Origin of the sequence: Erwinia sp. BNK-24-b (genome assembly GCF_047456155.1) — a bacterium.
GTDB lineage: Bacteria > Pseudomonadota > Gammaproteobacteria > Enterobacterales > Enterobacteriaceae > Erwinia > Erwinia phyllosphaerae.
The window spans coordinates 488,042-511,046 of record NZ_CP179901.1; the positions used below are offsets into that span (position 1 = coordinate 488,042).

General features: G+C 54.0%; 20 protein-coding genes. 11 read left to right on the forward strand and 9 right to left on the reverse strand.

Annotated features, from left to right (window positions below; translation table 11 throughout):
- Positions 1 to 140: 140 nt before the first annotated feature.
- The gene (gene opgB, locus ACMGGR_RS02315) at positions 141 to 2,438 is read right to left on the reverse strand and encodes a phosphatidylglycerol--membrane-oligosaccharide glycerophosphotransferase (RefSeq protein WP_414148065.1); all 2,298 of its coding nucleotides are present in this window, start codon (positions 2,436 to 2,438) and stop codon (positions 141 to 143) included.
- 573 nt (positions 2,439 to 3,011) lie between these two features.
- Between opgB and ACMGGR_RS02320 the strand changes: the two genes are divergently transcribed.
- A complete protein-coding gene (locus ACMGGR_RS02320) occupies positions 3,012 to 4,163 on the forward strand; it encodes a porin (RefSeq protein WP_414148066.1) in 1,152 nt (383 codons plus the stop codon).
- A gap of 69 nt (positions 4,164 to 4,232) precedes the next feature.
- Here ACMGGR_RS02320 and ACMGGR_RS02325 read toward each other — a convergent pair whose 3' ends face one another.
- The gene (locus ACMGGR_RS02325; protein WP_246759901.1) at positions 4,233 to 4,622 is read right to left on the reverse strand and encodes a tautomerase family protein; all 390 of its coding nucleotides are present in this window, start codon (positions 4,620 to 4,622) and stop codon (positions 4,233 to 4,235) included.
- Positions 4,623 to 4,752: 130 nt separating this feature from the next.
- Between ACMGGR_RS02325 and ACMGGR_RS02330 the strand changes: the two genes are divergently transcribed.
- From ACMGGR_RS02330 to ACMGGR_RS02350, 5 genes are all read left to right on the forward strand, one after another.
- Positions 4,753 to 5,697 (forward strand): LysR substrate-binding domain-containing protein, encoded by a 945-nt coding sequence (locus tag ACMGGR_RS02330; RefSeq protein ID WP_414148067.1) that lies wholly within the window; start codon positions 4,753 to 4,755, stop codon positions 5,695 to 5,697.
- A gap of 86 nt (positions 5,698 to 5,783) precedes the next feature.
- Complete coding sequence (locus ACMGGR_RS02335; RefSeq protein ID WP_246759903.1) at positions 5,784 to 6,245, forward strand: heme-degrading domain-containing protein; 462 nt, start codon at positions 5,784 to 5,786, stop codon at positions 6,243 to 6,245.
- Positions 6,246 to 6,315: 70 nt separating this feature from the next.
- On the forward strand, positions 6,316 to 7,269 hold the full coding sequence (locus ACMGGR_RS02340) for a WD40 repeat domain-containing protein (RefSeq protein WP_414148068.1): 954 nt from the start codon (positions 6,316 to 6,318) through the stop codon (positions 7,267 to 7,269).
- Positions 7,270 to 7,292: 23 nt separating this feature from the next.
- Positions 7,293 to 7,817 (forward strand): G/U mismatch-specific DNA glycosylase, encoded by a 525-nt coding sequence (mug, locus tag ACMGGR_RS02345; RefSeq protein WP_246759904.1) that lies wholly within the window; start codon positions 7,293 to 7,295, stop codon positions 7,815 to 7,817.
- 261 nt (positions 7,818 to 8,078) lie between these two features.
- Positions 8,079 to 8,219, forward strand: a complete 141-nt coding sequence (locus ACMGGR_RS02350; protein ID WP_414148897.1) for a Hok/Gef family protein — start codon at positions 8,079 to 8,081, stop codon at positions 8,217 to 8,219.
- Between the two features lie 151 nt (positions 8,220 to 8,370).
- Here the strand turns inward: ACMGGR_RS02350 and rpoD are convergent, their stop codons facing one another.
- From rpoD to rpsU, 3 genes are all read right to left on the reverse strand, one after another.
- Positions 8,371 to 10,215: an RNA polymerase sigma factor RpoD gene (gene rpoD, locus ACMGGR_RS02355; protein ID WP_414148069.1), complete on the reverse strand. Its 1,845-nt coding sequence runs from the start codon at positions 10,213 to 10,215 to the stop codon at positions 8,371 to 8,373.
- Between the two features lie 281 nt (positions 10,216 to 10,496).
- Positions 10,497 to 12,242, reverse strand: coding sequence for a DNA primase (gene dnaG / locus ACMGGR_RS02360; protein WP_246759907.1), 1,746 nt, complete (start codon positions 12,240 to 12,242; stop codon positions 10,497 to 10,499).
- 111 nt (positions 12,243 to 12,353) lie between these two features.
- The gene (gene rpsU, locus ACMGGR_RS02365; RefSeq protein ID WP_001144069.1) at positions 12,354 to 12,569 is read right to left on the reverse strand and encodes a 30S ribosomal protein S21; all 216 of its coding nucleotides are present in this window, start codon (positions 12,567 to 12,569) and stop codon (positions 12,354 to 12,356) included.
- 303 nt (positions 12,570 to 12,872) lie between these two features.
- Here rpsU and tsaD point away from each other — a divergent pair, with 303 nt between their 5' ends.
- On the forward strand, positions 12,873 to 13,895 hold the full coding sequence (gene tsaD, locus ACMGGR_RS02370; RefSeq protein ID WP_414148070.1) for a tRNA (adenosine(37)-N6)-threonylcarbamoyltransferase complex transferase subunit TsaD: 1,023 nt from the start codon (positions 12,873 to 12,875) through the stop codon (positions 13,893 to 13,895).
- Positions 13,896 to 14,118: 223 nt separating this feature from the next.
- On the opposite strand, the gene ACMGGR_RS02375 is transcribed toward tsaD, so the two are convergent.
- Both ACMGGR_RS02375 and plsY read right to left on the reverse strand, forming a co-directional pair.
- Positions 14,119 to 14,370 (reverse strand): hypothetical protein, encoded by a 252-nt coding sequence (locus ACMGGR_RS02375; protein ID WP_414148071.1) that lies wholly within the window; start codon positions 14,368 to 14,370, stop codon positions 14,119 to 14,121.
- 125 nt (positions 14,371 to 14,495) lie between these two features.
- Positions 14,496 to 15,092 (reverse strand): glycerol-3-phosphate 1-O-acyltransferase PlsY, encoded by a 597-nt coding sequence (plsY, locus tag ACMGGR_RS02380; RefSeq protein WP_246759910.1) that lies wholly within the window; start codon positions 15,090 to 15,092, stop codon positions 14,496 to 14,498.
- Between the two features lie 107 nt (positions 15,093 to 15,199).
- On the opposite strand from plsY, the gene folB reads away from it, so the two are divergent.
- Complete coding sequence (gene folB / locus ACMGGR_RS02385) at positions 15,200 to 15,559, forward strand: bifunctional dihydroneopterin aldolase/7,8-dihydroneopterin epimerase (RefSeq protein WP_246759911.1); 360 nt, start codon at positions 15,200 to 15,202, stop codon at positions 15,557 to 15,559.
- A 144-nt stretch (positions 15,560 to 15,703) separates the two neighbouring features.
- Positions 15,704 to 16,522: an undecaprenyl-diphosphate phosphatase gene (gene bacA, locus ACMGGR_RS02390; protein WP_246759912.1), complete on the forward strand. Its 819-nt coding sequence runs from the start codon at positions 15,704 to 15,706 to the stop codon at positions 16,520 to 16,522.
- Positions 16,523 to 16,553: 31 nt separating this feature from the next.
- Here bacA and ACMGGR_RS02395 read toward each other — a convergent pair whose 3' ends face one another.
- The gene (locus ACMGGR_RS02395) at positions 16,554 to 17,780 is read right to left on the reverse strand and encodes a multifunctional CCA addition/repair protein (protein ID WP_414148072.1); all 1,227 of its coding nucleotides are present in this window, start codon (positions 17,778 to 17,780) and stop codon (positions 16,554 to 16,556) included.
- A 123-nt stretch (positions 17,781 to 17,903) separates the two neighbouring features.
- Positions 17,904 to 18,524, reverse strand: coding sequence for a TIGR04211 family SH3 domain-containing protein (locus tag ACMGGR_RS02400; RefSeq protein WP_246759914.1), 621 nt, complete (start codon positions 18,522 to 18,524; stop codon positions 17,904 to 17,906).
- 285 nt (positions 18,525 to 18,809) lie between these two features.
- On the opposite strand from ACMGGR_RS02400, the gene ACMGGR_RS02405 reads away from it, so the two are divergent.
- On the forward strand, positions 18,810 to 20,111 hold the full coding sequence (locus ACMGGR_RS02405; protein ID WP_414148073.1) for an inorganic triphosphatase: 1,302 nt from the start codon (positions 18,810 to 18,812) through the stop codon (positions 20,109 to 20,111).
- A gap of 34 nt (positions 20,112 to 20,145) precedes the next feature.
- Entirely contained in the window at positions 20,146 to 22,971 is a 2,826-nt protein-coding gene (glnE, locus tag ACMGGR_RS02410) for a bifunctional [glutamate--ammonia ligase]-adenylyl-L-tyrosine phosphorylase/[glutamate--ammonia-ligase] adenylyltransferase (RefSeq protein WP_414148074.1), read from the forward strand.
- Positions 22,972 to 23,005 lie beyond the last annotated feature (34 nt).

Genomic DNA, 23,005 nt, shown 5'->3' on the forward strand with positions numbered 1-23,005 from the left:
TGCCGTTGAGGCTTTTTAAATCGGCAGTGACGATCAAAACTTGAGCGTAATCGCGCATTTTCCTGACGAGCAAAACAGCAGGGGGAGAGAATAAAATAACGGAGATTCCCCCGGCCAGGCTGGCCGGGGGACAAGGTAACTTATTGCACACCTTCAATTTTCAAACTGATAAGACCAATACCGAGTTTGCGTTCGGCATAACCGGCTACGTTGTCTTCCGCCGTTTCTTCCGGCACGGGCGGCGTAATCCTGAGCATTTTCGCTCGCGTTGGGTTGTTCAGATGCAGCCGAATGGTGCTGTCGCCGTTGGTCAGCCTGAACTGTTGGCTGACGTCGCCAATCTGCACGGTAAAAGGATGCTGGCTGTTGGCGCCAAAAGCGCGCGCCGTCAGCTCCATGTCAAAAGCGGCGGGCAGCGGATCGCGATATTCTATGCTGACCTCCGGCTGTAGCTTCGCGTTTGACCAGCGGCCACCCCAGGGCTCAATGCGGGAAAGCCCCGCTATTTTCTGTACCCGGGCGGGCAGGCCAGGCAGGGCGAACAGGATAGTGTCAGAGCTGTAGGTCATATCCGTGTCGGCAAGGCGTAACCTGGTGAGAGCGTGCTGGTAGCGCTCATCGCTGCGCTGGGCAACCCCCTGAAAATTAACGCGGCTTTGCGTCACGCCAGCTTTCATTACCTGAATGGATGGGAGAGAGTCGAGCGTGCCGTCCGCCACGCAGAACTGCGTGTTTAACGCCAGTTTTTCATCCCAGACGTTGCCCATCTTAAAGCAGCGGTCGATCCAGACAAATTTCTCGTCCGGCGCGAAGTCGGCAAGCTGCTGTTTTAACGGCGGGGCCAGATAAACATCAAACTTTGGTTCAATTTTGCCTGGCTTAACCGCAAGCAGCAGCGGCAGTTTAAAATGCACGCCGGAGAAGCTGAAGGTGTTGTTAACGGTATCGATTTTATAGTCGGCGATGGTTTTCGGGAAATTCCACAGCTTAATAATGTCCGGCTTCCACTCGTTGATCTTCTCTTTAATGTTCAGATAAGTAGCGGTCAGCGACGGGGAAGAAAGGCTGCTGCGGCCAAGACCGATAAAGTTATCGCCGCCCAGCGCGTCCAGTACCGTGGCACCGTTATCCAGCGTGCTACGTTTAACCGCTATCACCTTACTGGTGCTGTTATCGCCGCGCAGCATAAAAAACAGATCGCTGCGATCCTGCTGATTCAGGTATTTCCAGGCGCTGTTGTTCATCGCCAGGTGATCGGAGCTGACCACGATAATGGTGTTCTTAAACCACGGCGTAGCGCGAATCCGCTCGATCAGGCGCGCAATATGTTCCTGGCTACAGGCAACGGCGGCAAAAGATTTATTCTCTTTTCCCTGCCACAGGTAAGATTTTCGCTGGCAGCTACGGGATATAAAGCCGTCGGGATGGTGCGTATCCACCGTCAGGGCGAAAAGCGAGAAAGGGCGGTTTTGCTGTGCCAGCTCAACGTATTTATCAAAAACGATATCCAGCAGCGTATCGTCATACCAGCCCCAGTCGTTGCGGTATTTGGGGTCTTTCACCCGATCTTTGAGTTCTTTAAAACCGTAAGCGTGATCGAAGCCGTGTGAGGAAAGAAACAGGTCTTTGCCGGCAAAGCTCAGGCTGGCGCCCTGATAAAAATAGTTTTGATAGCCTGCGGCCTTTAACACGTCGCCAAGACAGACGTTTTGCGGATAAAAAGAGGAAAGCGAGCTGGACGAGTTGCCATCGAACGGGGCGAACAGCGGAATGCCGCACTGGGAGGCAACCATACCGGCAATCGTGTACTCGGTGCCGGGAAGCTGCTGCGTATTGCTGAAGTCCAGCGATTCATTTTTAATGCTGCCCAGTTCCGGCGCAAGGTCAGGAAAGGCCGCGTCGTTAAAATAGGTACGCTCCAGGCTTTCGGCATAGATATAAACCAGGTTAGGTTTACTGCCGCGCAGCTGCGTACCGGGTACTTTGTAGTGCGTGTAAAAGTCGGAGTCGCCCTTACCTAATTGTGATTTGACCAGGCTCGCAACCTGTTGATAAGCAGGCGTAGTTTTTATTGAGGCGAGCGCCAGCACGATAGCCAGCAGGGCCCAGAGTTTACCGCCGCTGTGCTTGTTACCCCGCCGTAAAATCCAGGTCAGAAAGATCAGCAGCACCACCAGTCCGGCCGCCATTCCGGCGGCCGGAAGCAGGTATTTCCCTACGCCCGCACCGCTCAGGTTGCTGGTAATCGTATAAATAACCGCGTCGTTAATCCCTTCGCCGGTAAAGTAATTGCTCGCCAATAGCGAAGCATTCAGCACGATATAAATGGCGGAAAGCAAAGTAATAGTAATAAATGCTGATTTATTTCGTCCGGCCTTCAGGCGGTAAAGTATGGCCGACGCAATAAAGAGCAGTAATGAAAGCGATGCAGATCCCAAATTTTATTTTCTCCGAAAACAGCGCCCTGGCAGGCATTAAGCGCCAGTCCCTGGCGAATTGAGCAATCTAACGTGATGAGCCAGCGCTGGCAACCGGGCCTGCGCAAATAAAAAAAGCAGCGATCGTGCATTTATTACGGTTGGTTAAGGTTCTGTTTAAGTTATGCAGCAGTCATCGCATTGAACCTGGACGTTTTATGCGACGGTGCACGAATTCCTTATCTGAAAAAGTAACCCGAAGGTTAAATTAATTAAGGTTATGGCCAGCGCTGCCGAAAACATATTTATGTAATAAGTCAGAGCGCGTTCACATTTTTGTCCGCGCCAGCGGGCAGGGCGCCTTCTGTGCTTTCGGTTTAATAAAGCGAGCGCGGGTCGAGAGAAAGGTTGGGCTGCTTTTATCTTGCTTAACCTAAATAAAACAAAAGGATATAAGAAAATTTACAAAAGCCCGTTTTGCATATTGCGTTTTAAGATTTCGTGCCTATAATCGCGCAAAAAATCGGCTTTGTGTGACGTTTTCTTTCAATATCCCGTTCTCTTTTCTATGGCAAAGTTTTACAGGGCAACATAATGTTAACAAAAATGCGCGTGTTAAGTCAGGCTATTGGCCTGGCGCTGGTGGTCGGCAGTGCCTCTTTTGCAGCTCATGCTGAAGTAACATTGATTAAACAAAATCCGCAGGCGGGCGATCCGCTAAGCCGCCTCAACTTTACCGTTGGCGGCAGTATTCGTCCGCAGTTTAATAACCTGACCGGCAGCGACGGTAAAAACGCCTATAAACGTAACGGCTTTGACGGCGGTACGCGTTTCCGTTTCCTGGCGGATTATTATCTGTTTGATGACGTGAGCTGGGTTGGTTATTACGAGCTGGGCGTGAATGCGCCGGCCATTTTTAACTGGGATAATCATTACGCCGCGAAGGCTCATGATACGACCCGCCGTATGCTTTATACCGGTTTCCAGAGCAAAACCTGGGGTAAATTAACCTTCGGTCAGCAAAACAGCGTTTATTATGATGTGGTTGGCGCAAAAACCGATATCTGGGATTATGACATGCTGGCCCAGGCACCTGGCAACGGCATCAACGGCGACTACGATGGATCTTACCGTTCCCGTAAAATGCTGAAGTATAAAAATACCTTTGGCGATGCGGACGTGCTGGCTTCTTACCTGTTTGCTGATAATGAATATTTGCCGGGCGATGGTCTGCGCTATAAGCGTCAGGGCGGCGGCTCGCTGGGCGTGGATTATCACCTGAGCAAAGAGCTGACCTGGGGCGCGGCCTGGAACTATACCCGTGCCGAAATGCGCAATCCGGGTACCGATCAGGGGAAAACCTGGGACCAGAATATTTACGGTACCTCTCTTAGCTGGAAGCCAGATAGCTGGACCTTCTCTTTCGGCGGTGGTTATTACCAGAACTTCCTGCTGAGCAAGAAAAAGAGCGTGGATAACTACTTTGCGGGAGATGCCTGGGGTATCGAATACATGGCGGGCTATACCATTCCGGTTGGCAATTACGGCCTGAAAACCTTTATGCCTTACGTGATGGGCGACCGTCTGGAATATATCAACGACCGCAATTACCAGCGTATTGATAACGGCGTCGGTATTACCTTCCAGCTCGACTACGGTTTCCGCGTCGACTATGAGCATGTCTTTACGTCAAGCAGCGATAACCTGGGCGATCTGAACCTGGTTCGTCTGCGTTACGACTTCTGATTGTGCTGCTCCCCGGCTCTGGCCGGGGAGCTACTGTCATCTGCTAAACAACCTGCGCTTCTCTCAGCCTTAAAGCTCGCCGGTCACATACTGCGCGACGCCGTTGCCAAAGCTCCAGTCGCCTTTGTCGTTGGTGATAAAACTTATCATCACGTCGCTGCCCAAAATGCCACAGCTCTCTTTCAGTTCGCGGCACAGCTCCGCCATAAAAAACTGTTTTTGCTCGTCGCTGCGCGGGCTGGTAAACACCCGCACCATCACCAGATTGTCGGTGCGCTTTAGCCCCAGGCCGGTGTCTTCGAAGACCATTTGATAAGGTTTGTTTTCGTGAACAATCTGGTAGCGATCGCGTTCCGGCACCTTAAAAGCGCTAAGCACGGCACGGTGGGCGGCATCCAGCATAGTTTTAAGTTCTGATTCGGAACGACCCTGAATAACGTCGAATTGCAGTAGCGGCATATCAATTCCCCTTAACGTGCTAGTGAAGCCCGAAAATGTTCGCGCTAATCTGGCGACTACTTTACGGCGCGCGGCGGCGAAGAAAAACCGCTATAGTTGAAATGATTATTTACTATAGTGAACAATGGCGATGGACATTAAAACTGATGCACTATGGATCCATCTGCACTGGCTGACCGTTCTGGCAGAGCAGGGCAGCTTTACCCGCGCGGCTGAGCGGCTGGAGGTCAGCAAGGCCGCCATGAGCCAGAAAATTAAAGAGCTGGAGCAGCAGGCGGGCGTTCCGCTGGTTACCCGTACGACTCGCAGTCTGCGGCTGACCAGCGCGGGTGAAAAGCTGGTCGAAGAACTGCGCGCGCCTTTTGCGCAGATAGAACAGAGCTTTTTTAGCGTGCGCGACGCTTCCGGGCCATTGCGGGGCTTAATTCGCATCACCGCGCCGGTGGCGTTTGGCCGGCAGCAGCTGGTGCCGCATATCACGGCTTTCTTGCGCGAGCATCCACAGGTGCGCATTCAGCTTGAGGTTTCCGATCGGCTGGTTTCACTGGCCAGCGAAGGATTTGACCTTGCCATTCGTCACAGCGATACGCTTCCTGAAACGCATGTTGCGCTACCGTTGTGCGCTACTCGCGCGCTGGTAGTGGCTTCGCCTGCCTATCTGGCCAGATATGGCGAGCCGCAAACCCCGCAGGCGCTAAGCCAGCATCAGTGTCTTTACTACCCGCGAGGGACAGAAACGCCGCGCTGGACGTTTACCTCACGTACCGCAGCTGGCGAAAAGATGTCTGTGAACGTTAGCGGCCCTTTTGCTACTAATAACAGTGAATCAATCAGAGATGCCGCGCTGGAAGGACTGGGCATCGCGCTGTTACCGGACTTTAGCGCACAAAGCGCGATCGGTAGCGGCCAGCTGGTTGAGGTCTTGCCGCAATGGCAAACACTGGGCGCTTTTGCCGAAAACCTGTACGTGGTGCGTCCATGGGCCGCTCAGGTTCCACGTGCCGTCAGCAGCTTTACCCACTGGCTGCGCGAGGCTTTTAATCCTCAGAAGGAAAGCGATCTTCCTCACAAATAAAATTTATATTCCATATTTATATTATGTGAAATATAAAAATCTATTAGGCTAATGTCCATCTTATTGTTCTGTTAAAAGAGTGCATTATGTCGACTATTCCCGATCTGGAAACTTTGCTGCAGCAGGAACAAAACGTTCGCCTGTCCCGGTTTAGCTTTGAAGATGCCTGGCGGGTAGGTGAGGCGATTCGTCAGCGTGGGGTACAGGAAAAAGCGCCGATAGCTATCGAGGTATATGGTTTTGGACAGGTTCTGTTCAGCTGCGCATTAGCGGGTTCCAGCGCCGAAAACCTGGAATGGATAGCGCGTAAACGCCACACCACGCTACGTAACGGTCACTCTTCTTTGTACACGGGCGAGAAAAACCAGGCTGATGGCGTGCGGATGGAAAAAATGAATTTCATGGATCCTCAGCGCTATTCCGACCACGGCGGCAGCTTCCCGCTGCTGCTAAGCAGCGGAGGCATCATCGGTGCCGTCACCGTTAGCGGCTTGCCCTCCCATGAAGATCACGCGCTGGCAATGTGGGGCATTCAGCAAATTTTGTAACCTTTCCTTCAGCAGCGTGGCAACGTCGTGGACTACCTTTAAGGTAACTACTTCATTAAAGGAGAGATCCGTGACGTTAAAAAATCGCTATGGTTTGATTGCTGTCGATAAGCAGGGCAGCAACGTGCTGTTTCTTAATCCTGAAACCTTTGCCGTCGAGAGGGAGCTGAACGCTTTTCCGCCGCGCCCGCATGAGCTGCTGATCCTGCCGCAGCAGCATAAGGCCTATGTACCTATCTTCGGCGACGGTATTCACGGCGACAATCCTCATCCTGGCCATAAAATTGCGGTGATCGATCTGCTACAGCGTCAGGTGCAGGGATTTATCGATGTCAGCCCGCTTGAATCTCCGCATACCGCGCGGTTAGGGCACGATGGCTATGTGTATCAATGCTGTGAAAACAGCGCCACGATTCTGGTTATCGATCCCAATAGCGACACCATTATTAACAAAATTGCCGTGCCTTCACACAATACACACCGATTAGCGATTCTGCCTTCCGGCCGTAAGCTGTTTACCGATAACGAAGAGGATGCCTCCGTAACGGTAGTGGAACTCTCTGGCGGCAACGGCAAAGTCATTGACACTATCGCTATGCCCGGCACCATCAGCGGGATAGCCGCTTCGCCGATTAGCGCATTTATTGTAGCGACGGACGGCGAGAAGCCGGGGCTACACGTGTTGGACAGTAATGAGCATCGCCTGGTGAAAACCCTGCCGCTACCGGGCCATAAAAAATCTTCCCAGCTGGTTCGCTTTAGCGAGGATGGCTCGCTGCTGGTGGTTATTGGTGACGAGGAGCCGGTTATCAGCCTTTTTGACGGCGAGCTTAATCCGCTCGGTCAGGTTAAAGTAGGGAATAAGCCGATGGACGGCTGTTTTAGCCCGGACAACCAGACGCTGCTTATCGCCAACGAGGACGACGGCACCCTAAGCGTAATTGATATCGCCACGCTGAACGTTATCGCTACGCCTGCCGTTGGCCGAGGCTGCGAAGTGCTGAGCTATTTTGCTATTCCCTGATGGCAAAGCCTGGAGAAATAAGAGTGGAACACAAGGAACACGGGATTGATGACATTATCGCCCCCGGACTCAGAGTGATTTTCTGCGGCATTAATCCCGGAAAATCTTCGGCCCACACCGGTTTTCATTTTGCCTATGCAGGAAACCGTTTCTGGAAAACAATCTGGCAGGCCGGATTTACGGCCAGGCAGCTCAAGCCGGAAGAAGAACGCGAGCTGTTGGTCACGCGCTGCGGGATTACTATGCTGGTAGAAAGGGCGACCAAAGAGGCTTCGGAGCTTACGGCAACGGAGCTACGCGACGGCGGCAAACTGCTGGAGGAGAAGATCCTGCGCTATCAGCCTGATGCGCTCGCGGTGCTGGGTAAGCAAGCCTATAAACAGGCGTTCAGGGCGGGGAAGGTAGAGTGGGGCAAGCAGCCGCAAACCCTCGGCAAGACGGAAATCTGGGTATTACCTAATCCCAGCGGTTTGAATCGTGCTTCGCAGGATGAGCTGACCGCCGCTTATCAGGAACTAAACCGGGCGTTACTGGCGGCAGATCGCTGATCTGATGCGCAGTTTCATGGCTGTTGCACAGAAATCAGGGCCATCTATGGGTTTAGTAAATTACTGCGGGAACTGACGATAAAGTGCGCTACACTGCGCGACGGGTGCTCAGGATCTTATTGTCCTGGGTAACCGGGACAGAAAGAGAAAAGCCCCACCTGACGCAAGTCAAAGTGAGGCACCTCTTACATCCCACAATGTAAAGGTAGCCTTTTACCCGCTGAAAAGCAATGGAAAAGGAGGCCAGTGATGGCACAAAAAATGTTCGTTTTCTGTTTAACGATGGTCTGCATAACGGTAATTACCCTTGTCTGGCTTACACGCGGTTCGCTGTGTGAACTGCACGTTAAACAGGGCGGCACAGAGATTGTAGCCAGCTTAGCCTGCGAATCCGCAAGGTAAGGCAACTCGCTGGCGGACAGGTTGTTCGCCAGCGCATTGTTGATGTGATCCGGGAGCACCCTTTTCCAGGTTCAACTGTTGATGTCAGCAGGCAGGCAACAGGCAAAAAAAAGCCCCGGCACAGGCCGGGGCTTATTACGCAGCCGGATAATTAATCGTCCAGGAAGCTGCGCAGCACTTCAGAGCGGCTTGGATGACGCAGCTTGCGCAGCGCTTTCGCTTCAATCTGACGAATACGCTCGCGGGTAACGTCGAACTGTTTGCCCACTTCTTCCAGCGTATGATCGGTGTTCATATCGATACCAAAGCGCATGCGCAGGACTTTTGCTTCGCGAGCGGTCAGCCCGGCCAGCACGTCGTGGGTCGCGGAACGCAGGCTCTCAGAGGTAGCAGAATCCAGCGGCAACTCCAGCGTGGTATCTTCAATGAAGTCGCCCAGATGCGAATCTTCATCATCACCAATCGGCGTCTCCATGGAGATTGGCTCTTTAGCGATTTTCAGCACCTTGCGGATTTTGTCTTCCGGCATCAGCATACGCTCTGCCAGCTCTTCCGGCGTTGGCTCGCGGCCCATCTCCTGCAGCATCTGGCGGGAAATACGGTTGAGCTTGTTGATCGTCTCAATCATATGCACCGGAATACGGATGGTGCGCGCCTGGTCAGCGATAGAGCGGGTGATAGCCTGACGGATCCACCAGGTCGCATAAGTAGAGAACTTATAGCCACGGCGATATTCAAACTTATCAACGGCTTTCATCAGACCGATGTTGCCTTCCTGAATCAGATCCAGGAACTGCAGGCCACGGTTGGTATACTTTTTAGCAATAGAGATAACCAGACGCAGGTTAGCTTCAACCATCTCTTTCTTCGCACGGCGCGCTTTCGCTTCACCGATAGACATGCGACGGTTGATATCTTTTACCTGTTCGATGGTCAGGCCGGTCTCTTCTTCAATCTGCGCCAGCTTCATCAGGCTGCGCTGTACGTCTTCCGCTACGTCCTTCAGCTTTTCAGACCATGGTTTATTCATGGCCAGCGCGGCGTTGAACCAGGTTTCGCTGGTTTCATTGCCGGTAAACAGCGTGATGAAGTTCTTTTTCGGCATCTTACAGATTTCAACACACAGCTTCATGATGATACGTTCCTGAGTACGAACGCGATCCATCATGGTACGCATGTTGTTTACCAGGTAGTCGAACTGCTTCGGCACCAGGCGGAACTGCTTAAAGACGTCGGAAAGATTCTGGATTTCGCTAATAGCGTCAGCATGGCTGCGGCCTCTAGCTTTGATCACCGTACGCGTTTTTTCGTACTGCGTGCGCAGCTCGGTGAATTTCTCGCGAGCCAGTTCCGGATCGATGCTGTTGTCATCGTCAGAGCTGTCGTCGTCAGACTCTTCGTCTTCATCTTCGTCGTCGTCACGCTCTTCTTCAGAGAGTTCAGAGCCTACGTGCGTAGCCGTAGGTGCAATGTCCTCTTCCGCGTTTGGATCGACAAAGCCGGTGATCATGTCGGAAAGGCGAGCCTCGCCCGCTTCAACGCGATCGTACTGCTCCAGCAAATAGGTGATGGCTTCAGGATATTCGGCAACGGAACACTGAACCTGGTTGATACCGTCTTCGATGCGCTTCGCGATGTCGATTTCGCCTTCGCGCGTCAGCAGTTCAACGGTACCCATTTCGCGCATGTACATGCGCACCGGGTCGGTGGTACGTCCGATCTCGGATTCAACGCTGGAGAGCACCTGAGCAGCCGCTTCGGCAGCATCTTCGTCCGTGTCGCTGCTGTTTTCGTTCAGCATCAGATCGTCGGCATCAGGCGCTTCTTCCACAACCTGAATGCCCATGTCGTTGATCATCTGGATGATGTCTTCGATCTGATCGGAGTCGACGATATCTTCCGGCAGATGGTCATTGACCTCGGCATAGGTCAGATAGCCTTGCTCCTTACCACGGGTGACAAGCAGCTTCAGCTGTGACTGCGGGTTTTGCTCCATAAGACGGTATCCACACTTCTGTTAAATTAGATTGGTGTTGGTCGGCTAAGCTTAAGCAGCCAACAATAACAGTGAGGGCGTTGGATTATTGCCGCTGCCCATCGTGGCGGCTGCCAGGCTCGACCTGGCGGATAATCGGCACTTAAGCCGCGGATATTCTGTGTGAAGCGGTTTCTTCTAGCCGCGCCCACATTCCTTATCAGCCGGAACAGAGCGCTCAAAGTAGCAACGACGATATACGCTTCAAAATGTTGTACAACTCATTCTTCGCCGCTGCTTAATTACTGTTTTTTCAAGGCCTGGCTCAGCGTCCAGAATTCCCGACGCTCCCCGGCATTTAATCCGTGGGTGCGGTCACGCGCGATAAGCTCTTCAAGCCTGCGCTCCAGCGCCGCGTCGTACATGCTGGCCAGCGAGTCCTTAAACATGGTTTCCACTTCATCCTCAACTATCATGTGGTTCCACGTTGCCAGCGTTTCAAGGCTCTGGCTAAATTTTGTGCCGCGATATAACTCTAGTAGCTGACCGGTGGTCAGGCCAGGATGCGCCACGCAGGTGCTGACCAGCTCGACAAATAGCGAAAAGCCCGGAAGCGCCGAGTTGTCCAGTCCTTCCAGCGAAGGCACTATCGTCGCCAGCTCCGGATTTTGAATCAGCAATCCAATCAGTATACGCATGGTTGTGCGTTTTAGCTGGGGCTGCTTAGGCACCTTCGAGCCTTCGCTCTGTTTCGGCAGCAGTTTTTCCAGCTGGCTATCGTCCAGAATGCCCAGTTTATTACCCAATTCCTGACGCAGATAGATGCGCAGCGTTTCACCGGGCACCTGGCTAATCAGCGGCAAAGCTAGCGTACTAAGCTGCGCTCTGCCGTCGGGCGTGCTCAAATTAACCTGCGGCAGCAGCGTATCGAACAGAAAAGCGGAGAGCGGCATCGCCTGCTCCATCCGCGTTTCAAACGTCTCTTTGCCCTCTTTACGCACCAGCGTATCGGGATCTTCACCATCCGGCAGAAACATAAAGCGTAGCTGACGACCGTCATTCATGTAAGGCAATGCGGTTTCCAGCGCGCGCCATGCCGCTTCCCGGCCCGCTCTGTCACCGTCGTAGCAGCAAATCACCGTATCGGTGGTGCGAAAAAGCAGTTGAATATGCTCAGGCGTAGTGGAAGTGCCCAATGACGCGACGGCATAGTCGATGCCGAACTGCGCCAGTGCTACCACGTCCATGTAGCCTTCAACCACTAACAGCTTTGCGGGTTCAGGATGTTTCTTTTGTGCCTCATAAAGGCCATACAGCTGGCGGCCTTTATGGAAAATTTCGGTTTCCGGCGAGTTCAGGTATTTCGGTAGGGCATCGCCAATAACGCGTCCGCCAAAACCTGTTACCCGTCCACGCTTGTCGTGAATCGGAAACATGATCCGTTCGCGAAAACGGTCGTAACTGCGTCCCTGATCGTTGGTTACCAGCATGCCGGCATCCGTCAGCGACTGGCGGTCGTCCGGGTTACGGCCAAAACGTTTGAGCGCGTTGTCCCAGCCCGCAGGCGCAAAGCCAATGGAAAAATGCCGGATAACCTCATCGCTCAGGCCCCGCTGCGCAAGATAGTCTCGCGCGCCTGCCGCCTGGCTTTGAGAAAGCGACTGCTGATAAAAATCGTTCAGGCCACTCATCAGCTGATAAAGGCTCTGACGCTGATGCCGCTCAAGCTGGCTTGGGCCGGTGCCGCTTTCATAGGGCACTTCCAGACCGTACAGGGTGGCCAGCTCTTCAATGCTTTCGACAAACTCAAGCCGATCGTAATTCATCAAAAAATCGATGGCGTTGCCGTGTGCGCCACAGCCGAAGCAGTGGTAAAACTGTTTTTCACCGTTGACGGTGAAAGAGGGGGTTTTTTCATTATGGAAGGGACAACACGCGTGGTAGTTCTTACCCTGCTTTTTTAGCTTTACGCGCGCATCGATAAGATCCACGATGTCCGTGCGGGCCAGCAAGTCATTGATAAATACGCGTGGAATTCGTCCAGCCATAAGCCCCGGTTTATCAGCTCATAAACGAGAACAAGCCGCGCATTCCTTTCGGAAAGCACGGCCTTGTGTACTACTACTTGTCTGTGAAGCCTGAGGGCAAGCCCTCAAATATTAGTACAGACGAGTGCGGCGTGCGTTTTCGCGAGCCAGTTTCTTCGCGTGGCGTTTTACGGCAGACGCTTTAGCGCGCTTACGTTCGGTAGTAGGTTTTTCATAAAACTCACGACGACGAACCTCAGCCAGAACGCCTGCTTTCTCGCAAGAACGCTTGAAGCGACGCAGTGCTACGTCAAATGGCTCGTTTTCACGTACTTTAATTACCGGCATGTAACTCTCACCTCGATAAATTCGGTTTTGCTGCTGACGTCGGTGCCAGCTTGTTTCAAAATGGTGCGGAATTTTACTCCAACACAGGCTGCGTTGTAAAGCACCATAGCATAATGTCTCACCAACAGATGCGCCTGTGCGGCTGCCGGTTTTTTCAGGGCGATGATTATACACCAGTCAGCGGAGCGAGGCGATGAAATTTTCTTCTTATAGTTCAGTACGTCATCCTGATAGCGCGGAAAATTGCCGCAGCGGAGAGTGGCTTCATGCTACACTGCGCGCCGCAAGAATGAGGTAAATGCCATGCGTGTGCTCGGAATAGAAACTTCCTGCGATGAAACCGGTATCGCCATCTACGACGATAAAGCCGGCTTGCTCGCTAACCAACTTTATAGCCAGGTCAAACTCCATGCCGACTACGGTGGCGTGGTGCCGGAGCTGGCTTCGCGCGATCACGTGCGTAAAACCGTGCCGTTAATTCAGGCTGCTTTGCAAGAGGCTGGACTACAGGCACAAGATATTGATGCGGTTGCCTATACCGCAGGCCCTGGCCTTGTGGGCGCGCTGCTGGTAGGGGCGACGATTGGCCGCTCGCTGGCTTTTGCCTGGAACGTGCCGGCGGTGCCGGTACACCATATGGAAGGGCACCTGCTGGCACCCATGCTGGAAGAGAATCCGCCTGCGTTTCCTTTTGTCGCGCTATTGGTATCTGGCGGGCATACGCAGCTGATCGGCGTCACCGGCGTAGGTGAATACACGCTGCTTGGCGAATCCGTTGACGATGCGGCGGGCGAGGCGTTCGACAAAACGGCCAAGCTGCTGGGGCTGGACTATCCCGGTGGGCCAATGTTGTCAAAAATGGCGCAGCAGGGCGTTGAAAAACGCTTTGTTTTCCCACGGCCAATGACCGACAGGCCTGGCCTGGACTTCAGTTTTTCCGGACTGAAAACCTATGCGGCTAATACTATCCGTGAGAATGCCAATGACGATCAGACGCGCGCCGACGTGGCGCGGGCATTTGAAGATGCGGTTGTCGATACGTTAATTATCAAATGCAAACGCGCGCTGGAACAGACGGGTTTTTCGCGGCTGGTGATTGCGGGCGGCGTCAGCGCTAACCGTACGCTACGTGCCAGAATGGCTGATGTGATGCGTGCGCGCGGCGGAGAAGTGTTTTACGCCAGGCCGGAATTCTGTACCGATAACGGGGCGATGATCGCCTATGCAGGGATGGTCAGACTAAAAGGGGGCACCAGCGGCGATTTGAGCGTCAGCGTGCGCCCGCGCTGGCCGCTTGCTGAACTGTCGCCGTTGCAGACCGACTGATGTAAAAGCGCCATTGCCGTCAGGCAATGGCGCAAAACAGATGACTGATTCCTTGTCCGACAGGCTGTTCAGCCAGTCGCCAGAGTTTCCCCCTGCGCTGAGCCGGTGTTTCTGCCTGGCCCGGACAAAAAAACAATCTCCGATTCAGATTATCAGCTACCCGGCATCTTCTAACCGCTGGTGAGACCGGGCGCTTTTAGTAGTGCAGTAAGCTCTTTAAGTTCTATAAGATATTATTAGTACAGCCAGAAACAATGTTGCTCGTGTTTAAAAGGTCACGAGGAACAAAGGTAGAAACAGTATTAATAATGTCCCGAGGATCAAAGGTACAATCAATATTAATAATGTCCCAGACAGAGCCCGGAAAAATGGTACCTGGAGAAATAATAGCGGGCTCATAACCAATGTTACCATTACTATCGATAGTGGCAGCACCGCTAACCAGTTCTACTTCTTGCTGTGTTAAATTTTTCATTACATATTCCTTGTAATTAACGTTTTTACATAAACCCACATCTGCTGAGTGGGTTTTGCAATCCTATTGAACCGTGCCGGAATTTGCAATAAAAATAACGATATAAAACAGTAAGTTATTGGAATTTATTTGCGTTTTTTCTTCCAGATTTTTGTTTCCTGACCGCGCCACAAACGCTGGATATTGTCGTGATGACGCAACAGAACCAGGCACGATAGCATCGCCACCGGAAAGGTCAGCTGTGGCTTAAACCACCACACATAAAAAGGCGCAATCAGTGCGCTGATAATAGCGCCTAAGGAAGAATAACCGCTTAGCAACACGGTCAGCAGCCAGGTGCCGGTCATCAGTCCGGTCAGGTCCCAGCCAATCGGCGCGATAGCACCAAATGCCGTCGCCACGCCTTTACCGCCTTTGAACTGAAAAAAGACCGGATAGATATGCCCCAGGCAGGCGGCAATAGCGGTCAGGCCAAGCCAGAAAGGGGAAAGTCCGTAGTGGTAAGCCAGCCACACCGGCAGCATACCTTTCAAAATATCGAACAGCAGTACGGCCAGCGCCGGCACTTTGCCGCCGATGCGCAGCACGTTGGTGGCACCAGGATTGCCGGAACCATTTTGACGCGGATCGGGTAGTCTGAACAGTCGGCAAACCAGAATCGCGCTGGAAATGGAGCCGCACAGATACGCGAAAATAATCATACCAAGCGCGAATACACTCATAACACCGTTCCGTCTTCAGGGGGTCGTTTTGTTCTCGTCATCCGTGGATAATACGCATAAACCGTCGGAAGTGGTATCCGGCAACCACAAAAACAGAGACTCGTATCATGGATATTGTATTTATTGAACAGCTGTCGGTCATCACCACCATTGGCGTTTATGACTGGGAACAGACCATTTCGCAGAAGCTGGTGTTCGATGTCGAAATGGCCTGGGACAACCGCAAGGCGGCGGCCAGCGACGATGTGAATGACTGCCTGAGCTACGCCGACGTCTCTGAAGCGATAATTGCGCACGTGGCCGGCGGTCGTTTTGCGTTAGTTGAACGAGTAGCAGAAGAGGTTGCCACGCTGCTACTGACCCGTTTCAGCTCTCCATGGGTGCGCATTAAACTAAGCAAGCCTGGCGCAGTGGCACAGGCGTTGCAGGTTGGCGTAATTATCGAGCGGGGGACTATTCCGAAATAACAGCAAGGTGATTGCCATCACGATGAAACCAAATCACATTATTGAGGTCTTGATGATTGGCCTGCTTTGCAGCGGGCGCAATTTTGGCGGTGGCGTTAAGCGACCGCCTTTTTAATGGCTTTTATACGGATAGGGGTAGATTTGATGGCAGATATTCATCAGCTATGGGTGGCAGCAATCCTTGGGATTGTTGAGGGGTTAACGGAGTTTCTCCCTGTTTCTTCCACCGGGCACATGATCATTGTCGGTCATCTGTTAGGCTTTGAAGGTGATAAAGCAGATACTTTTGAAGTGGTTATCCAGCTGGGTTCTATCCTGGCCGTGGTGGTCATGTTCTGGCGTCGTCTGTTTGGTTTAATCGGTATTCATTTCGGCAAGGTGCCTCACGAAGGCACAGGCAAAGGCCATCTGACGCTGATTCATATCCTGCTGGGCATGGTTCCGGCTGTTGTCATCGGGCTGATTTTCCACGATAAAATTAAAACGCTCTTTAACCCCATCAATGTGATGTATGCGCTGGTCGTCGGCGGCCTGCTGTTACTGGCGGCAGAGTACCTGAAGCCAAAACAGCCGAAAGCGGTAGGGATTGATGATATGACTTATCGTCAGGCCTTTATCATTGGCTGTTTCCAGTGTCTGGCGCTGTGGCCGGGCTTTTCTCGTTCCGGTGCGACCATTTCCGGCGGGATGCTGATGGGCGTCAGTCGTTATGCGGCTTCCGAGTTTTCCTTCATTCTGGCCGTACCGATGATGATGGGCGCGACGGTGCTGGATCTCTATAAAAGCATGGGCTTTTTGACCATGGCCGATATGCCAATGTTCGCCGTTGGTTTCCTGACGGCTTTTGTCGTGGCGCTTATTGCTATCAAAGTGTTCCTGAAGCTTATTCAGCGTATCTCTTTTGTTCCTTTCGCCATCTACCGCTTTATTATTGCGGCAGCGGTATACATGATTTTTGTGTAGAAAAAAAGCCGGACTTTGGTCCGGCTTCCTTTTAACACTGCTGTTCCTGCCACTTTTGTAGCGCTGCAATACGTCTTCGCGTTAACTCTTCCCTGACTTCAATACCCTTAAAGCCTGCGGCAACCACCTCTTTTGTTGAGACGTTCTGCACAACTTCAAACGCCTGGCGTAAGTAATCGCCCTGCGGATAGGCATTGTTTTCAAAACCTGTTCGGCCACGCGCGTCAGCCTCGCTGGTCAAGGCAATCTGCTCGACGCGGTGCGGCTTGCGCCATGCATCAATACGATCGAAAAGGCCGATCAGCGCTTCCGGACTTTGCCGTTCTACGGTATGCACCAGATCGTGAAATTCCGTTACCAGCAGCGCCAGGTCGCGCACGTTATTCGGTACGCGCAGCCGCTGGCAAAGCTGTTCTACCAGCGGAACGCCAGCCAGACCGTGACCGTGATGGCTTGGCCATTTTTCCTGTGGCGTTAACGCTTTGCCAACGTCGTGAAACAGCGTAGCGAAACGAACGTCTACCTCGTCGCTTAACTGTGCCGCAATCGCCAGCGTCATCAGCGTATGCACGCCTGTATCAATTTCCGGATGCCATTTAGCCGGAGCGGGCACGCCATAAAGGTTGTCCAGTTCAGGAAAAAGTACCGCCAGCGCGCCGCAGTCCCGTAACGTCTGAAAATAGACCTGGGGATCGGGCGTTTCCAGCGCCTTTTCCGTCTCTTTCCAGACGCGTTCCGGCGTTAGCTCATCCAGTTCGCCGCTGGCCGCCATCTCGCGCATCAGCGCCATTGTCTCATCCGCAATCTTAAAACCAAGATGGGCAAAACGCGCGGCAAAGCGCGCCACGCGCAGGACGCGCAGCGGATCTTCTTTAAAAGCATCGGAAACGTGACGCAGCTGGCGCTGTTCTATATCAGCCCGGCCGCCGTAGGGATCGTAATAGCGCCCGTCTTCATCGCAGGCGATAGCGTTAATAGTCAGATCGCGACGCTGCAAATCCTGCTCCAGCGTCACGTCCGGCGCGGCATAGCAGACAAAGCCGGTATAGCCGCTACCGTTTTTACGCTCGGTACGTGCCAGCGCGTACTCCTGCTGCGTCTCAGGATGCAGGAAGACCGGGAAATCACGACCAACCTGTTGATAACCAAGCGCCAGCATCTCGGCAGGTGACGCGCCGGTCACGACCCAATCTTTGTCTTTGACCGGCAAATTTAACAGTGCGTCGCGTACCGCGCCACCGACAAGGTAACTCTTCACTACTTACTCCCGGACGTAAAATTTTCAGGCATCATACGTGAAGTGTAGAGCCTCTCCCACCGTTGTGCAGAGCCTTGCCTGAGAGCTGAAGCGCAAAAGGGCAGCAAAAAGTGTCAGAAACACCTAGTTCATCCAGCGATCTTTTTTCTTTCTGCTGGGGATCATGTGCGGCAGCAGCAGGCCCAGCAACAGGCCGATACCAGCAACGCCGCCGCCATACATAAACCACTGCATAATAATGGTGCGCTGCTTATCGTCCAGCTGCACGTTAGCGGCATTCACCTTCTTCTGCGCAACGATCAGCTCGTTTCTAAGCTTTTGATTTTCTGCTTTCAGGCCGTTAATCGCGTTATCGCTACCCGCTACTTTCTTTTGCATCTCTGCCGTACGCTGATTCCAGCTGCCGTCGATATTTGCCAGCTTATCGGTCAGATCTTTGACCTGCTGTTCCAGCTGCGGCACGCGAGTACGCAGGCTTGGCTGCTGGCTTAACTGCGCCAGCGGGATCCAGGAAGTATGTCCGCTGGCATCGCGAATCTGTCCATAATGAGTTTCATTATTGGTTTGCACCAGCGTCACTTCTTCGCCCGCGTTGAGCGTGCCGGTCAGGCGGTAGCTGTCGCTGGGGCCGCTGCGCACCCAGGTAGAAAGCTCGTCGGAAATGTAGCGTTTCTCTTCGGCGTGGAGCGATGCGGCAACGCTAAAAGTCAGTAAAGTGAGGCCAATAAAATGCGTTTTTTTCATTCGGAATCTTTTTTGTGAGAGCGGAAAAAAAGTAATGGCACAGTCTGGAGATGGCTCGCATAAAGCTAAATGAGAACTATCCTGGACTCGGTCCGTCGCGAGCCAGCGCGCAAAGCGCCACGAAAGTCAGGACAGCCAGAGGGGTTGTGCATTACTCTTTTCGTCATATCTGGCTGAGCCTCGTCCATATCCGGGCGGTTTTCGACGATGTGCCGAATAAAAGCCGACTACCCTGAGGTATAATCAGGCTTTTGTTAACCGTGCCGCTAATCTGATTAAGAAAATATGACCATAGAAATCGAGTTAAAGTTCATTGCTACGCCCGAAAGCGCTGAAAAGCTGCCGACCTCTCTTGCTGCCTGGCCAAATCTGCATAGCGCACCGCAAAAATTGACCAATATCTATTTTGAAACGCCGGAGCGCCAGCTGCGGCGCTGGGACATGGGGCTGCGTATTCGTGGCTTTGGCGACAGCTATGAAATGACGTTGAAGGCGGCGGGGCAGACCGTCGGCGGCCTGCATCAGCGTCCGGAATACAATGTTCCGATACAGGAACCGGTACTGGCTATCGACAAGCTGCCTGCGGAAATCTGGCCGCAAGGTTGCGATCTTCAGGCGCTACAGGCGCAGCTGAAGCCGCTGTTCAGCACCCATTTTGTGCGTGAAAAGTGGGTAGTTACTTACCTGAATAGCGAGATAGAAGTTGCTCTGGATCGCGGTGAAGTGCAGGCAAACGAGCTTAGCGAGCCGCTTAACGAAATTGAGCTGGAGCTGAAAAAAGGCGAGCGTGCCGAGCTGCTGGCTTTTGCTGCCGAACTGGCGGAAATGGGCGGGTTGCGCCTGGGTAGCCTGAGCAAAGCGGCTCGCGGATATCAGCTTGCCCAGGGACAAACCCAGGCTGAACTGCGTCCGTTGCCGATCCTGAAAACCAGGCCGAAAGCCACGGTTGAAGAGGGGATGCGTGCCGCCTTCACGCTGGCGTTAAGCCAGTGGCAGCATCACGAAGAGCTGTGGATGCGCGGAAACCCGGCAGCGCTGAAGGAAATTCATCAGGCACTGGAAACGCTGCGTCAGGCCTTTTCTCTGTTTGGTACCCTGGTGCCGCGCAAAGCAAGCAGCGAGCTACGTCAACAGCTGGCCGCGCTGCAGGACAAGCTTTCGCAGGAAAAACTGCAGCCGACCCTCTGCTTTACGCCGCTCTGGCTACAGACCCAGTTAGCGCTTACCAACTGGATAGCAAGCGACGGCTGGCGTTCATTTATGGATGCAAAGAGTGACAGCAAACTGCAGGGCTCTTTCAAACGCTTTTGCGACATCATGCTGGGCCGCCTTTCTGCCGATCTGAAAGAAACCTTTAGTCGGGTGCGTCAGGTAAATGAATATCAGGACAAGCTGGCCCGTTTGCAGCATCAGCTGCTGGCGGCACGTCTGCTGGCCGGGGCTTATAGCGAAGCGGACGTCACCTCCTGGCTGGAGCTGTGGGAACAGCTGGCCCACGCCATTAAAACCCATCAGGAAGCCTGGCTGGAAACTTATCGCCAGCAGGCGCTGAAACAGCCGGTCTTCTGGAAAAACGGCAGCGCCTGATTTAAGCGCTGACCGACTACACAGGGAATTATCTATGTCGCCTTTATCCTTAACGCCGTTGCCCCCGTTGCTCGCCGGACAGCTGAACGCTGACTGGCACGAAGCGGAGCCTGCGCTGCAGGCCGCCGTAGCCTTCAGCGATTTTATTAGCGAAAACCTGGCGCGCTACCCCGAGTGGCGGCAAATGCTGCTGGAAAAAACGCCGCAGCCGGATGAATGGCGGCATTACGCCGACTGGCTGGCGCAGGAGCTGGCTCAGGTGAAAACCGAAGCCGAGCTGATGCGCGAGCTACGCCTTTTCCGCCGTCACATGCTGACGCGTATCGCCTGGATGCAGGCGCTGTCGCTAAGCGCCACCGAAGAGACGCTACGGCAGTTAAGCGTACTGGCGGAAATACTGATCGTGGCGGCGCGCGACTGGCTATGGCAGGCCTGCTGTAACGAAATGGGCACGCCGGTTAATGCCAAAGGAGAACCGCAGCCGCTGCTGATTTTAGGCATGGGCAAGCTGGGTGGCGGCGAGCTGAATTTCTCTTCGGATATCGATCTGATTTTTACCTGGCCGGAGAACGGCGTTACCCGGGGCGGTCGCCGCGAGCTGGATAACGCGCAGTTTTTTACCCGGCTGGGGCAGCGGCTGATTAAAGTGCTGGATCAGCCAACCGCCGACGGCTTTGTCTATCGCGTCGATATGCGCCTGCGTCCTTTTGGCGACAGCGGGCCGCTGGTGCTGAGTTTTGCCGCGCTGGAAGATTACTATCAGGAGCAGGGCCGCGACTGGGAAAGGTATGCGATGGTCAAAGCGCGGCTAATGGGCGGTGCCGACGACCGCTGGAGCCAGGAGCTCGAGCAAATGCTGCGGCCTTTTATCTATCGCCGCTACATTGATTTCAGCGTCATTCAGTCGCTGCGCAATATGAAAAGCATGATTGCGCGCGAGGTACGCCGGCGTGGCCTGACCGACAACATCAAGCTGGGCGCGGGCGGCATCCGCGAAACGGAATTTATCGTGCAGGTATTTCAGCTGATTCGCGGCGGACGTGAGCGCTCGCTACAGCTGCGCTCCTTTCTGCCGACGCTACAGGCTATAGATACACTGCATCTGTTACCAACCGAACAGGCACGGCAGCTGCGCGAGGCTTACCTGTATTTGCGCCGTCTGGAAAACCTCCTGCAAAGCATTAACGACGAGCAGACGCAGACGCTGCCGGTAGACGACCTCAATCGTGCTCGCCTGGCGTGGGCAATGGGGGTAGCCGACTGGTCGGCGCTGTATCAGCGGCTGGAGCAGCATATGGCCGCGGTACGCACGATTTTCGATGAGCTTATCGGCGACGACGCGCCCGAAATCGCAGAAGGAAAGGAGGCGGACGAATATGGCGTGCTGTGGCAGGACCGGCTGGAAGAGCCGGAGCTGGCTCCGCTGGTGCCGCAGCTGGCCGCTTCTGCCCAGCAGCACCTGCTGCGGGTCATTAACGAGTTTCGGCAGGATGTGGATAAACGTACCATCGGCCCGCGCGGTCGTCAGGCGCTGGATCAGCTAATGCCCAGACTGCTGGGCGAGGTTTGCCCGCGACCCGATGCGGACGTCACGCTCAGTCGTCTGACGCCGCTGCTGCTGGGCGTGGTCACGCGCTCTACCTATCTTGAATTGCTGACGGAGTATCCCGGCGCGCTCAAGCACCTGATTCGCCTGTGTGCGGCTTCGCCGATGGTGGCCAGCCAGCTGGCGCGTTATCCGCTCTTGCTGGACGAACTACTGGACCCGGCGACGCTGTATCAGCCCACGGCCACGGACGCCTATCGCGATGAGCTGCGGCAGTATTTGCTGCGTATTCCCGAAGAGGATGAAGAGCAGCAGCTGGAGGCGCTGCGCCAGTTTAAGCAGGCGCAGCATCTGCGTATTGCCGCTGCCGACATTGCCGGAACGCTGCCGGTGATGAAGGTGAGCGATCATCTGACCTGGCTAGCTGAAGCCATTATTGAGCAGGTGGTGCGGCAGGCCTGGCAAATGATGGTGCAGCGCTATGGCCGTCCCGATCATCTGCAGGATCCGCAGGAGCGGGGCTTTGCCGTGATTGGCTACGGCAAGCTGGGCGGCTGGGAGCTGGGCTACAGTTCGGATCTGGATCTGGTTTTTCTACATGATTGTCCCGCAGAAGCGGTAACGGACGGCGAGCGCAGTATTGACGGCCGCCAGTTCTATCTACGGCTTGCTCAGCGCATTATGCACCTGTTCAGCACGCGGACGTCATCCGGCATTTTGTACGAGGTCGATGCGCGGCTGCGTCCTTCCGGCGCGGCGGGCATGCTGGTCAGTACCTTTGCCGCGTTTGACGACTATCAGCGTCATGAAGCCTGGACCTGGGAACACCAGGCGCTGGTAAGGGCGCGCATCGTCTTTGGCGATGCGGCGCTAAGCCAGCGTTTTTCCGCTATCCGTCGCGGCGTTCTTTGCCTGCCTCGCGAGGCGGAAAAGCTGAAAACGGAGGTGCGGGAAATGCGCGAGAAGATGCGCGCCCACCTTGGCAGCAAGCAAAAAGGACTGTGGGATATCAAAGCGGATCGAGGCGGCATCACCGATATTGAATTCATTACGCAATATCTGGTCTTACGCTATGCCGCTGCGGAACCGGAGCTGACGCGCTGGTCTGATAACGTGCGGATTCTGGCGCTGCTGGCTCACCATGGCAATATGCGCGAGGAAGAGGCCGAGGCGCTAACCAGCGCTTACGTGACGCTTCGCGATGAGCTGCATCATTTAGCGCTACAGGCGCTGCCGGGCCAGCTCGCGCCAGCGGCGTTCAGCGCGGAGCAGGCCGTGGTAAATGCCAGCTGGCAACGCTGGTTTGAGGCGTGAAAGGAGCACAATGTGCGGGATCGCCGCCATGTGC